Origin of the sequence: Photorhabdus bodei (assembly GCF_003287735.1) — a bacterium.
In the GTDB taxonomy this organism is placed as follows: domain Bacteria; phylum Pseudomonadota; class Gammaproteobacteria; order Enterobacterales; family Enterobacteriaceae; genus Photorhabdus; species Photorhabdus kayaii.
In genome coordinates this window covers 278,166-293,075 of sequence record NZ_NSCM01000001.1, presented here as the reverse complement: position 1 = coordinate 293,075, position 14,910 = coordinate 278,166, and the positions used below count along the sequence as shown (strand labels likewise).

13 protein-coding genes and 2 pseudogenes are annotated in these 14,910 nt (G+C 40.3%); 10 read left to right on the top strand and 5 right to left on the bottom strand.

The window, feature by feature from the left end; translation table 11 throughout:
• Positions 1–146 precede the first annotated feature (146 nt).
• Positions 147–1,148: a phage shock protein operon transcriptional activator gene (gene pspF / locus CKY02_RS01260; protein WP_112893924.1), complete on the bottom strand. Its 1,002-nt coding sequence runs from the start codon at positions 1,146–1,148 to the stop codon at positions 147–149.
• Positions 1,149–1,329: 181 nt separating this feature from the next.
• Between pspF and pspA the strand changes: the two genes are divergently transcribed.
• From pspA to tyrR, 7 genes are all read left to right on the top strand, one after another.
• Complete coding sequence (gene pspA / locus CKY02_RS01255; protein ID WP_112893923.1) at positions 1,330–2,004, top strand: phage shock protein PspA; 675 nt, start codon at positions 1,330–1,332, stop codon at positions 2,002–2,004.
• 37 nt (positions 2,005–2,041) lie between these two features.
• Entirely contained in the window at positions 2,042–2,260 is a 219-nt protein-coding gene (pspB, locus tag CKY02_RS01250) for an envelope stress response membrane protein PspB (RefSeq protein ID WP_011146806.1), read from the top strand.
• Positions 2,260–2,613 carry an envelope stress response membrane protein PspC gene (gene pspC, locus CKY02_RS01245; RefSeq protein WP_112893922.1) on the top strand — a complete coding sequence of 118 codons (354 nt, stop codon included), beginning with the start codon at positions 2,260–2,262 and terminating at the stop codon, positions 2,611–2,613. Before pspB ends, pspC begins: the two co-directional genes overlap by 1 nt.
• Before the next feature lie 39 nt (positions 2,614–2,652).
• Complete coding sequence (locus tag CKY02_RS26110; RefSeq protein WP_274382138.1) at positions 2,653–2,784, top strand: hypothetical protein; 132 nt, start codon at positions 2,653–2,655, stop codon at positions 2,782–2,784.
• Between the two features lie 92 nt (positions 2,785–2,876).
• Complete coding sequence (locus CKY02_RS01240; RefSeq protein ID WP_112893921.1) at positions 2,877–4,274, top strand: YcjX family GTP-binding protein; 1,398 nt, start codon at positions 2,877–2,879, stop codon at positions 4,272–4,274.
• Complete coding sequence (locus tag CKY02_RS01235) at positions 4,271–5,335, top strand: YcjF family protein (RefSeq protein WP_112893920.1); 1,065 nt, start codon at positions 4,271–4,273, stop codon at positions 5,333–5,335. The genes CKY02_RS01240 and CKY02_RS01235 overlap by 4 nt, the downstream gene beginning before the upstream one ends.
• Positions 5,336–5,591: 256 nt before the next feature.
• The gene (tyrR, locus tag CKY02_RS01230) at positions 5,592–7,175 is read left to right on the top strand and encodes a transcriptional regulator TyrR (protein WP_112893919.1); all 1,584 of its coding nucleotides are present in this window, start codon (positions 5,592–5,594) and stop codon (positions 7,173–7,175) included.
• Positions 7,176–7,342: 167 nt separating this feature from the next.
• On the opposite strand, the gene tpx is transcribed toward tyrR, so the two are convergent.
• Positions 7,343–7,846 carry a thiol peroxidase gene (tpx, locus tag CKY02_RS01225; protein ID WP_112893918.1) on the bottom strand — a complete coding sequence of 168 codons (504 nt, stop codon included), beginning with the start codon at positions 7,844–7,846 and terminating at the stop codon, positions 7,343–7,345.
• A gap of 173 nt (positions 7,847–8,019) precedes the next feature.
• Between tpx and CKY02_RS01220 the strand changes: the two genes are divergently transcribed.
• The 3 genes and pseudogenes from CKY02_RS01220 to zntB (CKY02_RS01210) form a co-directional block, all read left to right on the top strand.
• Positions 8,020–9,651, top strand: a complete 1,632-nt coding sequence (locus tag CKY02_RS01220) for a peptide ABC transporter substrate-binding protein (protein ID WP_112894013.1) — start codon at positions 8,020–8,022, stop codon at positions 9,649–9,651.
• 16 nt (positions 9,652–9,667) lie between these two features.
• A pseudogene (gene zntB, locus CKY02_RS01215) lies at positions 9,668–10,006 on the top strand (zinc transporter ZntB); the annotation flags it as partial.
• 85 nt (positions 10,007–10,091) lie between these two features.
• Positions 10,092–10,754, top strand: a pseudogene (gene zntB, locus CKY02_RS01210) (zinc transporter ZntB); the annotation flags it as partial.
• 377 nt (positions 10,755–11,131) lie between these two features.
• Here the strand turns inward: zntB (CKY02_RS01210) and ttcA are convergent.
• The 3 genes from ttcA to CKY02_RS01180 form a co-directional block, all read right to left on the bottom strand.
• Positions 11,132–12,061, bottom strand: a complete 930-nt coding sequence (gene ttcA, locus CKY02_RS01205) for a tRNA 2-thiocytidine(32) synthetase TtcA (protein WP_193493030.1) — start codon at positions 12,059–12,061, stop codon at positions 11,132–11,134.
• Positions 12,062–12,763: 702 nt separating this feature from the next.
• The gene (locus tag CKY02_RS01195; RefSeq protein ID WP_112893915.1) at positions 12,764–13,174 is read right to left on the bottom strand and encodes a hypothetical protein; all 411 of its coding nucleotides are present in this window, start codon (positions 13,172–13,174) and stop codon (positions 12,764–12,766) included.
• A gap of 1,270 nt (positions 13,175–14,444) precedes the next feature.
• On the bottom strand, positions 14,445–14,864 hold the full coding sequence (locus CKY02_RS01180; protein ID WP_112893912.1) for a hypothetical protein: 420 nt from the start codon (positions 14,862–14,864) through the stop codon (positions 14,445–14,447).
• Positions 14,865–14,910 lie beyond the last annotated feature (46 nt).

Below are 14,910 nucleotides of genomic sequence, written 5' to 3'. Positions count from 1 at the left end.
ACAAAACGTATTGATAACCATTATCATCTGTATCGCACTTCCGGGGAACAGTTTTTGTATCTCAGGAAAGGCACGACATTGCTCACATTGCTTCCAGTGTTTTTTAGCCAGCTCGGGTGCTGGCTTTTTTTTATCTGTAATCCGGATCACTTATCGCCGACGTTGATATCATGTTTCTTCATTAAGCCTCGTAATTGATAATAGGTCAGTCGTAGTTTCTCTGCTGCTTTTCTTTGGTTAAATCTGCTCTCTTTTAATGATAATGCTATTAATTGTCGTTCGCTGTCATGTTGCCACTGTTTTAAATTAACGGGTAGTGAAGGCAGAAGTTGTGAAGATAAATCATTACTATCATCATTGGCTATAAAATGTGGTGTGGAAGCGAATGGGTTAATAATAATATTATCAAGTTGAGCAGAATTTTCGCCGTGACGATAAACCGATCGTTCCACAACATTTTTCAGTTCACGAATATTACCGGGCCACGTGTAATCCTGTAACTGTTGTCTTGCCTGGTCAGTGAACCCGGGAAATAGTGGTAAATCAAGTTCGCGGCACATCTGAATAGCAAAATGCTGCGCTAACAACATGATATCCTGCTGTCTTTGCCGCAATGGTGGGATTTTAACCACATCGAAAGCCAGCCTATCGAGCAAATCAGCGCGGAATTGCCCCTTGGCTGCCATTGCGGGCAGATTATCATTGGTCGCGCATATCAGTCGAGCATCAACTTGTAATGATTGGCTGCCGCCAACGCGTTCAAGATGCCCATATTCAATGACACGCAACAGCTTTTCTTGAACTTGCATTGGTGCGGTTGCCAATTCATCAAGAAATAGTGTTCCTCCATCAGCACGTTCAAATCTTCCTTGGTGCCTCTTTTGTGCACCGGTAAATGCGCCAGCTTCATGACCAAATAACTCTGAATCCAATAAATTTTCATTCAGAGCCGCGCAGTTTAGGGAGATAAATGGGCCTTGCCAGCGGGGAGATAAATAATGCAAACGGCGGGCAATCAGCTCTTTGCCGGTTCCGCGTTCCCCAATAACGATAACGGGTTTGTTTAATTTTGCCAGCGCGGATACCTGCTCCAGAATTTCAATAAAGCTGTTTGCTTCACCCAATAGGTTTTCTGTGGCGTCATTCATGGTTATTTTCACCGATAATTGGTTATTTTAGCCACTTTATTACGTTGTGATAAAAAGTTAAATAAAAAAATTTCTTTATATTTCATGGAAATAAAGTAAATGAAAAGTTGGCACGACTCTTGATAGGATAGAAGTGACATGAATAGTATTAACCAACCTTAACCAAAGAGGATAATTTGCCATGGGTATTTTCTCTCGTTTTGCTGATATCGTGAATGCCAATATCTCTTCATTACTGGATAAAGCGGAAGATCCGCAGAAAATGATTCGTCTAATGATTCAGGAAATGGAAGACACTTTAGTTGAAATTCGCTCAACTTCCGCCCGTGCTTTGGCAGAGAAAAAGCAGTTATCTCGCCGCATTACCGCAGGTGAACAACAAATGCACGACTGGCAGGAAAAAGCGGAACTGGCGTTGAATAAAGAGAGAGAAGATTTGGCACGGGCAGCCCTGCTTGAAAAGCAGAAAGTGGCTGCTTTAGTGGATACATTGAAACATGAATTGACCATACTGGAAGAGACACTTGAGAGAATGAAAGGGGAGATTGTTGAGCTTGAAAACAAACTTAGCGAAACCCGAGTAAGACAACAGGCATTGGCTTTGCGTCATCAGGCGGCCGCCTCTTCCCGACAGGTTCGTCATCAGCTAGACAGCGGTAAAATTGATCAGGCAATGGCTCGCTTCGAACAATTTGAACGCCGTATCGATCATATGGAAGCGGAAGCAGAAGCCGTGGGCATGGGAAAACAAAAATCGCTGGATCAACAGTTTGCTGAATTAAAAGCAGACGATGAAATCAGTGCGCAGTTAACGGCAATGAAGGCTAAAATAAATGCTAATAAAGAACAACATTAAGTGTTGGCGCACTCAACTAACCATTTAAGGAAAAGTGATGGGCTCTATATTTCTTGGCATTCCGCTGACTATTTTTGTACTTTTTGTGTTACCCATCTGGTTGTGGTTGCATTATAACAGCCGGAATTCAAACCAAAGCCAGTTAGATCAGAATGAAATTCAGCGTCTGGCAGAGCGGGTACAACATATGCAGGCACGAATCAAAACATTGGAAGATATTCTGGATGCGGAACATCCTGATTGGAGGCAATCATAATGTCGAATGGTAACCGCCGGAAACTGTATCGAATACCCGAAAAGGGCAAAATTAAAGGTGTTTGTGCTGGGTTGGCCTATTATTTTGATGTACCAGTACGTTTGATTCGTGTCATCGCGGTATTGTCACTCTTCTTTGGCCTGTTTGGTTTTGTGGTTGTTGCTTATATTGTACTGGTTTTCGTCCTTGATCCGGCACCTACGGGTTATACCGAAGAGGACCATTTTTCAGTACAAAACTTGCTGAATGAAATCGATTATCAATTGAAATCGGGAGAGATTCGTCTGCGCCAAATGGAGCGTTATATCACCTCGGAAACGTTCAGCGTTCGCAGTCGTTTCAGGCAGCTTTGATAATAATTAAGGGAGGCCTTGGGCTAATTGGGGTCATTAGTGTTGAAACGAACTCATGAAGCGGCGGAACACGATAATTGGTTCCGGGAACAAGTGAAACAGGGCCTCAATGAAGCCGATGATCCTAACACGGTTTGGGTTTCTCATAAGTTGGCTAAACAAGAGATGTAGCGTCAGCGTGAAGCTTTGCCAGCACGAGTTGCAGGAAAAGTTAAATGATGCAACGGGTATTGCCTGATCGTCATATTTATCACAGGAGAGACATGAAACGGCTACAAAATGAATTAACTGCGTTGGTTAATCGTGGGATGGATCGCCATTTACGGTTAGCTGTAACAGGATTAAGTCGTAGTGGTAAAACAGCGTTTATCACATCTTTGGTTAATCAGTTACTTAACCTCCATAGCGGTGCCCGGTTGCCGCTATTTTCTGCTGTGCGTGACGGTCGCTTGTTGGGTGTAAAACGGGTTCCACAACGTGATTTGGGCGTTCCTCGTTTTACTTATGATGAAGGGTTGACCGCACTTTACAGCACACCGCCAGCCTGGCCGACTCCGACGCGGGGTGTCAGTGAAATCCGTCTGGCACTTCGTTACCGTTCTGGGGATTCTCTGTTGCGCCATTTTAAAGAAACTGCCACGTTATATCTGGAAATTGTGGATTATCCCGGCGAATGGCTGTTGGATCTACCGATGTTGGCGCAAAGTTATTTAACATGGTCACACCAGATGAATAGCTTATTGCAGGGACAAAGAGCTGCATGGGCGAAACCTTGGTTGGAACTTTGTAAACAGTGCGATCCACTGGCACCCGCGGATGAGAATCTGTTGGCTGCTATTGCTCAGGCCTATACGGAATATTTGGCTAAATGCAAAGAGCAAGGTTTACATTTTATTCAGCCGGGGAGATTTGTTCTGCCCGGTGATATGATGGGTGCTCCGGCTTTACAATTTTTCCCGTGGCCGGATATCAACAATATCACTGAGTCACGATTTGCTCAGGCAGATAGACACACGAATATCGGTATGCTGCGTCAGCGCTTTGAATATTACTGCCAGTCGGTGGTGAAAGGGTTTTATAAAGCGCATTTTCTACGTTTTGATCGGCAGATTGTGTTGATAGATTGTTTACAGCCATTAAACCGTGGACCACAAGCATTTAATGATATGCGTTTGGCGCTGACACAATTAATGCAAAGTTTTCATTATGGTAAACGAACGCTCTTCCGTCGCCTGTTTTCCCCTTGCATTGATAAATTAATGTTTGCTGCCAGTAAAGCCGATCACGTTACCGCAGATCAGCATGCTAATTTGGTTTCTTTACTCCAGCAATTGATTCAGGAAGCCAGACAAAATGCGGTTTTTGAAGGTATCAGCATGGATTGTGTTGGCCTTGCGTCGGTACGAGCGACAGAAAGTGGCGTGATTGAACACAATGGTGAAAGTATTCCGGCGTTGAAAGGATATCGGCTTACAGATGGTAAACCGCTGACATTTTTTCCAGGAGAGGTGCCACGGCGTTTACCTGAGGATAACTTCTGGCAAAAACAGGGTTTCGCTTTCGAAGAGTTTAGCCCTTGCCCGGTAAATGTTGATACACCATTGCCTCATATCCGGTTAGATACCGTGCTGGAATTTTTAGTGGGAGATAAAGTGAAATGACGGAGCCCTTGAAGCCAAGAATTGACTTTGCAGAATCTTTATCGGGGCCACAAGAGCCGGTTTTAAAGCCTGCTCAGATCTTTAATGAAAAAGACACAGCGAATTTTTGTCCTGCTTCACCGGAACTTGAGGCTGAAGAACGCGAAGGTCAGGTAGAAGGGATAGTTAATGCGGCACTGAAACCTAAGCGTAGTTGCTGGCGTAGAATGGTATATGGTTCTCTGATGTTATTGGGGGTGAGTGCTGTTGCTCAGTTTGTGCAGTGGATTTATCAATCATGGCAGCAGCAGGATTGGAGTGCATTAGGTGTAGCGGCAGCCGGGGGCATGATTGTCTTTGCGGGAATAGGTTCTCTTGTCAATGAGTGGCATCGCCTTTATCGACTAAGAATGCGGTCTGAGGAACGCGATACGGCGAGAGCGTTATTGCAGCATCATGGCGTGGGTAAAGGGCGGGAATTTTGTGAGAAGTTGGCAAGTCAGGCGGGTATCGAACAGCATAACCCGGCGTTACAGCGCTGGCGGGCCGCTTTACATGATACACATAACGATCGTGAAGTGGTGGTGTTGTACAGTAAATGGGTTCAACCTGTTTTGGACTCTCAAGTCAAGGCTGAAATCAGCCGCTGTGCTGCGGAATCGGCATTAATGATAGCAGTTAGCCCGTTGGCCATTGTCGATATGGCATTTATTGCCTGGCGTAATATCCGGCTAATTAATCGTATTGCAGCTCTATATGGTATTGAACTGGGATATTTCAGTCGTATTCGGCTCTTCCGTCTTGTTCTACTGAATATTGTTTTTTCTGGTGCTTCAGAAGTGGTGCGGGAAGTGGGTATGGATTGGTTATCGCAGGATATCGCTGCGCGTCTTTCTGTCAGAGCCGCTCAAGGGATCGGTGTAGGTTTACTGACCGCCCGGTTGGGTATTAAAGCGATGGAATTATGTAGGCCATTACCTTGGATAGAAGGTGATAAACCTAAATTAGGAGATTTCCGTCGTCAGCTAATCACTCAACTTAAGAATATCCTGCCAGATAAGTCTAAGAATATAGTTAATTAAATGATATATACTTTAATTCTATATGAACGCACAAAATATCCAGATAATGACAATATTTTACGTTATTTTATTAATTTGTTTTATAATCAATCTTAGGATTTGTTTATTTTAGTGAAAGTTTCAAATACTGTGTTATTTGCGACATTAAAAAACTGGAGTCTGGTCAATTTTTACTGACAGAATGCTTCATATGCATAATTGTAGAGAGTAGTATTTTAAAAAATTATATGCATTAGTGTAAATAAGGTCAAAACAGATGCGCTTAGAAGTTGCTTGCCATGATCGAATTGGGCTGACCCGTGAACTGCTCGATCTACTGGTATTAGAGAATATTGATTTAAAAGGGATAGAAATATCTCAAATCGGCCGGATTTACCTTAATTTTTCACAAGTTGATTTCAATGTATTTCGTAAATTGATGGCAGAAATTCGCCGTATTAATGGTGTTATTGATGTTCGTACCGTCTCTTTTATGCCTTCAGAAAGAGAACACAAAGCGATGTGTGCACTGTTGGAATCCTTGCCTGAGCCTGTTTTTTCAGTTGATCTGAAAGGAAATATTGAGCTTGCTAACTCCGCGGTGTTTAAGCTGTTTGGTGTTAGTGAGGAACAAACTTATCAAAAACCTATTGGGCAGTTTATCAGCGGTTATAACTTTTCGCGCTGGTTTGAAAATAAAAATATCCAGCAACGAGTGGAAAGGATAACTCTCAAAGGCCTGGACTACCTGATGGATATTACTCCTATTCAGCTGATTGATGAAAAGCAGAAAATGCAATGTGTTGGCACAGTGATTATGCTCAAATCTGCTGCTCGAATAGGGAATCAACTGAAAAAACTAACTGTCAATGATGGTAGTGAGTTTAAGGCGATTATCGCTGTTAGCCCAAAAATGACTCAGATTATTGAGCAGGCCCGTAAAATGGCGATGCTGGATGCGCCACTGTTGCTGATTGGTGAGACAGGAACTGGCAAAGATATTCTGGCGAAAGCCTGTCATTTTCACAGCTTACGCGGAAAACAGCCCTTTTTGGGGTTGAACTGCGCATCAATGCCGGATGATGTAGTAGAAAGTGAACTGTTTGGCTATGCCGCCGGCGCTTATCCGAATGCGATTGAAGGAAAGAAAGGTTTCTTCGAGCAGGCTAATGGAGGCACTGTTTTACTGGATGAAATTGGCGAAATGTCGCCACAGATGCAAATTAAGCTGCTGCGTTTTCTTAATGATGGTACTTTCCGCCGAGTAGGGGAGGAAAATGAAGTCAAAGTGAATGTCAGAGTTATCTGTGCTACACAAAAAAATCTGGTTGAATTGGTGCAGCGAGGGGAATTTCGCGAAGATCTCTATTATCGTCTTAATGTGTTGGCGATTACACTCCCGCCGTTGCGTGATCGTAAAGCAGATATTATGCCGCTGGTGGAGTATTTTATTGAGCGTTTTTCTGAAGAACAGGGAGTACTGAAACCGAAATTGTCCCCTGAACTTCCCCACTTTCTGACGAGTTACAGTTGGCCCGGTAACGTAAGGCAGTTACAAAATGCCATCTATCGGGCGCTGACTCAGCTTGAAAATATGGAGCTGACGCCGCGGGATATACAACTGCCAGAGTTTGAAACAGAGGTTTCTTTTAGTGAAGATGTGTTCAATGGTTCTCTGGATGAAATCAGTAAACGTTTTGAACGTTCGGTGTTAACGCGTCTTTATCGGCACTATCCTAGCACGCGTAAACTGGCTAAACGTCTTGGGGTATCGCATACTGCGATTGCCAATAAATTGAGAGAATATGGTCTGAGTAGCAGGAAGCATGCTACTGAATATGAGCCGGATGGTGATGAATAAAACAATGCCCACCGGAAGTGGGCACTATATATACCCGTCATCTTTCAAGTTGCCTCTTTGTTGGCTGCACTCGCTCACCCCGGTCACATAGTTACCTATGCTCCCGGGGATTCACTCCCTTGCCGTCGCGATCCATCTTGAAATCCATAGGGCATAAATCACGGGATTTATTTCAGTGCGGCCAGTGCGCTATCGTAATCTGGCTCATTAGTGATTTCATCAACCAGTTGGCTATAAATCACGTTATCGCTTTCATCAAGCACAATGACTGCACGGGCTGTGAGACCACTCAGAGGACTACTGCTGATGGCAACGCCATAATCTTCACTGAAAGTACCGCCACGCAGGGTAGACAGCGTGACGACATTTGATAACCCTTCCGCGCCACAGAAACGGGACTGAGCAAAAGGCAGGTCGGCAGAAATGCACAGTACGACGGTATTTTCCAAATCATTCGCTACCTGATTAAATTTACGTACTGATGCCGCGCAAACACCGGTATCGATACTTGGGAAAATATTCAGCACCTTACTTTTTCCAGCATAGTGGCTAAGAGAGACATCGGAGAGATCTTTGGCTGTCAGAGTAAAATCTTTCGCTTTTTCCCCTGATTTTGGGAACTGGCCGCTTACGGCGATATCATTGCCTTGAAATTTTACTGTTTGTGTCATAGCTTTCTTCCTCTGATAAATGAACCACGATTGCCCAGTGTAGAAGAATATTTGGCGCTTGCCCATCAAAAATAGTGCTTGTAAGAGTAAAATTGTCTGATTGTGTCATTCTGACAATGGCTTATAATTTAGTAATGGGATATCTATTTTATAACAGGGCAGATTATTACCTTATGCGCTATTTCAATCTGATTTCTTGTGCACTACTTATCATTATTATCAATAGTTCTCTTATCTCCGTTTCTGCTTTTGCTGCGGAAGTTCCTTCTGGCACTCAGCTTAATGACAAACAGGAACTGGTGCGTCACCTAAAAGACGAACCGGCGTCCTTGGACCCGATTAATGCCGTGGGTTTGACAGAAGCGCAAGTTCAGCGTGATCTGTTTGAAGGGTTAGTGAATCAGGATGCGTATGGCAAGGCCATTCCCGGCGTCGCAACAGCGTGGAAAACCGCAGACAACAAAACTTGGTTTTTTACCTTGCGTTCTGATGCTCGTTGGTCAAATGGTGAACCGGTTACTGTGACAGATTTTGTGTATAGTTGGCAGCGGTTGGTCACTCCGGCTAATACCTCATCTTTTGCTTGGTTTGCCGCACTAGCGGGTATTGAAAATGCTCAGGAAATTATTGACGGTAAACTACTGCCGGCAAAACTGGGTGTTGAGGCCATTGATAAGCACACATTAAAGGTGACATTAAACCGGCCTGTGCCTTATTTTCCCAATCTGACTGCGAATTTCAGTCTCTATCCGGTAAATAAGAAAATAGTAGAAAAATATGGGAAAGAGTGGATAAAAGTTGGTCATTTGGTGGGGAATGGTGCTTTCAAATTACATGATCGAATTGTTAATGAAAAAATCGTTCTGACACCAAACCCTTATTACTGGGATCATAAAAAAACCGTCCTGACCAAAGTCACATTCGTACCAATTAATCAGGAATCGCACGCGACTAAACGCTATCTGGCGGATGATTTGGATATTACCGAATCCTTCCCGAAAAATATGTATAAAAAATTGCAGCATGAATTACCTGGGCAAGTCTATACGCCGGATCAGTTGGGGACCTATTATTACGCTTTTAACACCCAACGTGCACCAACGAATGATGCCAGAGTGCGTAAAGCGCTTTCTATGACAATTGACCGTAAAGTCATTGCGGAAAAAGTCTTGGCGACGGGAGAGAAACCTGCCTGGCATTTTACGCCGGATGTGACCGCAGGTTTCCATCCTGTGCTTAGTGACATGGAACAACATACACAGGCAGAACTGGACCAACAGGCTAAAGTTTTGTTACAAGCGGCTGGTTACGGGCCGAACAATCCACTGAAACTTTCTCTGCTCTATAATAATTCCGAAAACCACCAGAAAATTGCGATTGCTATTGCCTCTATGTGGAAGAAAAAACTGGGGGTGCAAGTAAGTTTGATGAATCAGGAATGGAAAACTTATATTGATAGCCGTAACACGGGTAATTTTGATGTTATTCGTGCATCTTGGGTGGGTGATTATAACGAACCTTCTACATTTCTAAGCCTGTTAACGTCAACGCATAGTGGCAATATTGCTAAATTCCATCAGGCAAATTACGACAAACTGCTACAATCTGCTAGTTTGCGAACAGATGATGGCTTAAGAAACGATGACTACAACAAAGCGGAGCAAATGATTGCTGAACAGGTGCCTATTGCGCCGATTTATCAATACACTAACGGCAGATTGATAAAACCTTGGTTAAAAGGATACCCGATCACCAATCCAGAAGACGTGGCATATAGTCATACTATGTACATAATTAAGCATTAAGGGTAAGGAGCTGGATGTGGAAACCATTTATGGCTCATCATTGCAAGAGGCTGATGCAGTCTATGCTTGTCAGTTTGATGGTCAAGGCGGTATGACGCCGATTGACATGAATGGATTAGCCACACCAGCTCAACCTTTCTGGCAACATCTGGATTACCACAATCCCAAAAGTTATCGCTGGATAATGGACACGGATCTGTTACCAGAAACAGTCAAAAAGGGGCTGGCCGGAGAGAGTTTTAGACCAAAAATAGTTCGTACCGGAGATGGTACGATGATTACGCTGCGAACAATTAATAGCAATAAAAGTGAACGTCCCGATCAACTGGTCACGTTCCGTATTTATACTCAAGATACTTCAAAGTGCATGTTTGAAAAACGATTATGTTGTTGAATTTAAATGTTTTTATGTCTGACGACTCAAGCATCTTGAAGTTCATTCGGTATATATTAATTCTGAAATTATCGTTTCCAGTCGCCATCGTAAAGTTCATTCACTGGAACAGGTACTGAATGATTTACAGAATGGGGTAGGCGCGAAAACGACCGGGCACTGGTTGGTTGAAATGGCTGATGCAATAACCGATGAAGTGGGTAATTTTATTGAAGATCTTCATGACAACCTTATTGAGCTTGAGAATATGATTCTTGAGCAACGGATACCGGGACGGGGTGGATTAGCTTTACTGCGTAAGCAATTGATTGTTCTGCGCCGTTATATGGCGCCTCAAAGAGATGTATTTGCTCGTCTCGCCAATGAAAGATTACTCTGGATGAGTGATGAAGATCGTCATCGAATGCAGGAAATCTCTGATCGCTTGGGAAGGGAATTGGATGATTTGGATGGTTGTATTGCTCGCACAGCGATTATTTCAGATGAAATTACATCCATGATGGCGGATGCGATGAACCGTCGTACTTATACTATGTCATTATTTGCCATGATTTTTTTACCGACAACATTCCTGACTGGATTATTTGGTGTCAACCTTGGCGGTATTCCTGGTAATGAAAACCATCTGGGTTTTAGTATTTTTTGTTTGCTGTTATTGGGATTGATTATATTTGTTGCCTGGTGGTTAAAAAGAAGTAAATGGCTATGAAAATTAAATCGTTATTTGGAGATATGAAACATAACTACGGAGAAGAGTTACTAAAACTAGCCCTTAATTTGAGATATATCAATATTCACCAGTCGTCATTGAGGCATGATAACTCTCGCAGGTGAAAACAACGTTAAGCGATGAATGTTGTTCTCCGTAATTTTAGTTTTTCTCACATAAGTCTTTATACAGAATAATTGCCCATTCTTGTGCCGATATTAATTTCTAATGTCGGCTTTTTTTATTTTTCATTTGTTGCTTTAGGAAAATAAATAAAAATCAAGACGAAAGTGAAAGAGAAGCAGAAATTAACGCTCTGAGATATATCCAGAGCGGTATGATTAAGATCCTGCTATTGGGATAGGCAGTAAGAATAGCTATTTGACTTCAATAACATCCAGTCGTTCTGATTGATAATCGGGTTGATCTTCTATATCACTGACGAGTTGTATGGGTAATTCTTCGCGGTCAAAAGCGAGATCGCCACCATCAATCACTTCGCTGTTGTGAGTGATATTTTTAAAATCGAATAGATTAAAATCGCTGAGATGCGATGGAACGACATTTTGTACCGCACGAAACATGGTTTCAATTCTGCCGGGATAACGCTTATCCCATTCCCGTAACATATCCTTGATAACCTGACGTTGCAGATTGGGTTGTGAACCACAGAGATTACAAGGAATGATCGGGAATGCTTTGGCGGTTGCATAGCGTTCAATATCTTTCTCGCGGCAATAGGCGAGAGGGCGAATAACAACATGTTTACCAGCATCGCTCATTAACTTTGGCGGCATACCTTTTAGTTTGCCGCCATAAAACATATTGAGAAATAAGGTTTGCAAAATATCATCACGGTGATGGCCTAATGCAATTTTCGTGGCGCCCAACTCAGTGGCTGTACGATATAAGATGCCACGGCGCAGGCGGGAGCAGAGAGAACAAGTTGTTTTACCTTCGGGTATCTTCTCTTTCACTATGCCATAAGTGTTTTCTTCGACAATTTTATATTCGACCCCCAGTTCATCCAGATAAGCGGGAAGGATATGCTCAGGAAAACCGGGTTGTTTCTGATCCAGATTAACTGCAACAAGTGAGAAATTAACCGGAGCGCTTTTTTGCAGATTTTGCAGGATGGACAGCAGGGTATAGCTGTCTTTACCACCAGAAAGGCAGACTATAATGCGATCGCCTTCCTCAATCATATTGAAATCAGCGATTGCCTGACCGACATCACGGCGTAAACGTTTCTGTAATTTGTTCAGGTTATATTGTTGTTTCTGATCCACCACGGACGCTCTGTAAATAATGTTTAAATGGGATTTAGGCGGTGGAGTATACCATTTTTGTTACCTTAACACCTTAAAGAGTTTGTGATAGATTCCGCTCGTTTTTACCTGTTAATGCGGATGAATTGACAGTTTTTTCTGTATGGGAGATGAGGATTGCCTATATTCTAGATGCTAAACGTCATTAAACCTTCACCATTGTTAATGATAGCGGATGCTAACACGTGAAAAACTGGAACTGACATTTGATGTTTATTGAGCCTCTTAAATAGATTTAACACGATGAATAATGTTTTTGAATTAAGATTATTATTGTTGATATGAGAATTAATGCTGCACCTATATAAGTGGTAATGATACATATTTTCATCCAATGAGTTAAACTGGAGGGTGGGTTTTGAATAAAGTAATAAAATTCTTAGTGCATATATTTACTATCAGGCTGATTTGTCTTCATTCTTTTTTCGATTAACAGCCTGTAGAAGAACAAAATGACGTAAATCTGATCACGCATCCTTCCGAAGCGTTCTATCGTTATTCCTATTGGTAAATAAAACCCTTCTTCTATATATAATTCGATAATTTGATCCATATTTTTCTGATTTATTTTGCAAATGGCTATTGATATAATAATAAAAATAGTGAATGAAATAAATAAGATGATATATGTGACTCTGTTCATATTAATATTCAATTGAATGTTGAATATAAATTTATAGTCTATTTGATATATTTGAAATATAAAACAAATATCATTCCGATAGAGAAAGATAATATACTGATGGAGGTGGTTAAAATATAGGGCTTTAACCACCTTGTCATATTTTTCGGTAATCTCTGGATAAAGTCGTAGGACTCTTTATACATATATTTACTATCCTTTTCATTGATTCTTATTCTCTTTCCAATGAGTAATTGGTAAAAAAACATAGCAACTTGAAATTGACCATAAACACCCAAAAAACGGCCCAGCTTTACTCCTGCTGATAAATAAAGTCCTTTTCCTATATATGATTCAATAATTTCATTCATCTTACTCTGATTTATTTTGTAAATAATGATTGATACAACTAAAAAAACAATAAATAAAATATAAAGGATAGTCATAATGATAAGAGTTAATCTGTTCATATTAATTCCCATTGATGTTTTAATTAATAGGGTGTATTTTATGTATTCGTTAATTACTTGTATAACAAGAGAAGTAACAGCTTAAAATGAATAAGAATATAGAATAATGGATAATCATTATTAATGCAAGTTTTTTAGGTATACTATTTGCGAACTCATATGCTTCTTGCGGGATGGAATTACCTATAAAAGCACGAGATATTATAGTCTTTCTTCTAGTTATTATCTGGTAGAAGAAACATGATAGATAATAACTCCCATAGAAGCCAGAAAACGATATTACATATATAATTTGTGGTATAAAAAACCCATTTTTTATATATTCGTCTCTGATTTCTGTGAAGGATTTTTTATTTATTCCATAAAAAATGAATAAAGATAGCAACAAAAACATACTAACTAAAAATAAAGAAAGCATGATAAAGTTAACTGTATTGATTAAGATATTCATGTTATTCACTTACGGTTTTATCTATTAAAAAATCTCCTGCTGTGCTTCCGGCAATTCCACCTACTACACTACAGACAGCTACGCATATCCATTTAGCACGATGAATAATATTTTTGAATTAATATTATTATTGTTAATATGAGAGCAAATGCTACACCTATATAAGTGATAATGATGCATGTTTTCATCCAATGCGTTAAACTGGAGGGTAGATTTTGAATAAAGTAATAAGATTCTTGGTGCATGTATTTACTATCAGGCTGATTTATCTTCATTTTTTTTCCAGTTAACAGCATGTAGAAGAACAAAACGACGTGAATCTGATCACGCATCCTTCCGAAGCGTTGTATTATTATGCCTGTTGGTAAATAAAGTCCTTCTTCTATATATAATTCAATAATTTTATCCATCTTTTTTTGGTTTATTTTGTAAATGGCTATTGATATAACCAAAAATAAAATAGATAAGAAAAAACATATGGTCATTATCAAATCCAATATGCACATAGTCAATTTCCTATAAAAAAATCTACAGTAAATTCCGCAGCTTTCTCAAATCCATAGTTATCTATAGTCTTCCTGGCTACGTGTTCTTCTAAAAAAGTCTTAATTAAAAAACGGTAAGATATATTTATCATATGTAAGAAATACTATTCCAATAGCGAAAGATAATAAACTGATTAAGAGATAATAACAACAAGAGGAATTATTCTGTGCATATTCATCTCCAAAAAATACTCAATAGCAGATTTACCCATTACATTCTCCATTTTTATTCTTAATGTGATCTCCAAATTTTAGTGCGTATTTTGAGTTGAATTCAGTTAAAAATATAAGAGTATTTATGACATAAAGCCGTTACTGTTGATATAAAGAAGGATATAAAACTTATATTAATGGTGATGAAATATATTTTTATCCAGTGGGTCAAATTGGAGGGTAAGTTTTGAATGAAATCATAGGATTCTTGGGGCATATATTTACTACCAGGCTCATTTATCCTTATTCTTTTCCCTGTTAATAATTTATAGAAAAATACGGCAGGATGAATCTGACCATGAATACCCATAGAATGACCAATGTATGCTGCTGCTGATAAGCAAAAACCTTTTTTCATATATAATTCAATAATTTCATCCATCTTTTTTTGATTTATTTTGTAAATGGCTATTGATATAATGAGAAAAAGATTGAAAGAGATATAAGAAATAACCAAGATGATAAAAGTTATTCTATTCATATTAAAGTCCCATTGAATATTTAGTATGGTTAAGCGTATTTTTCAA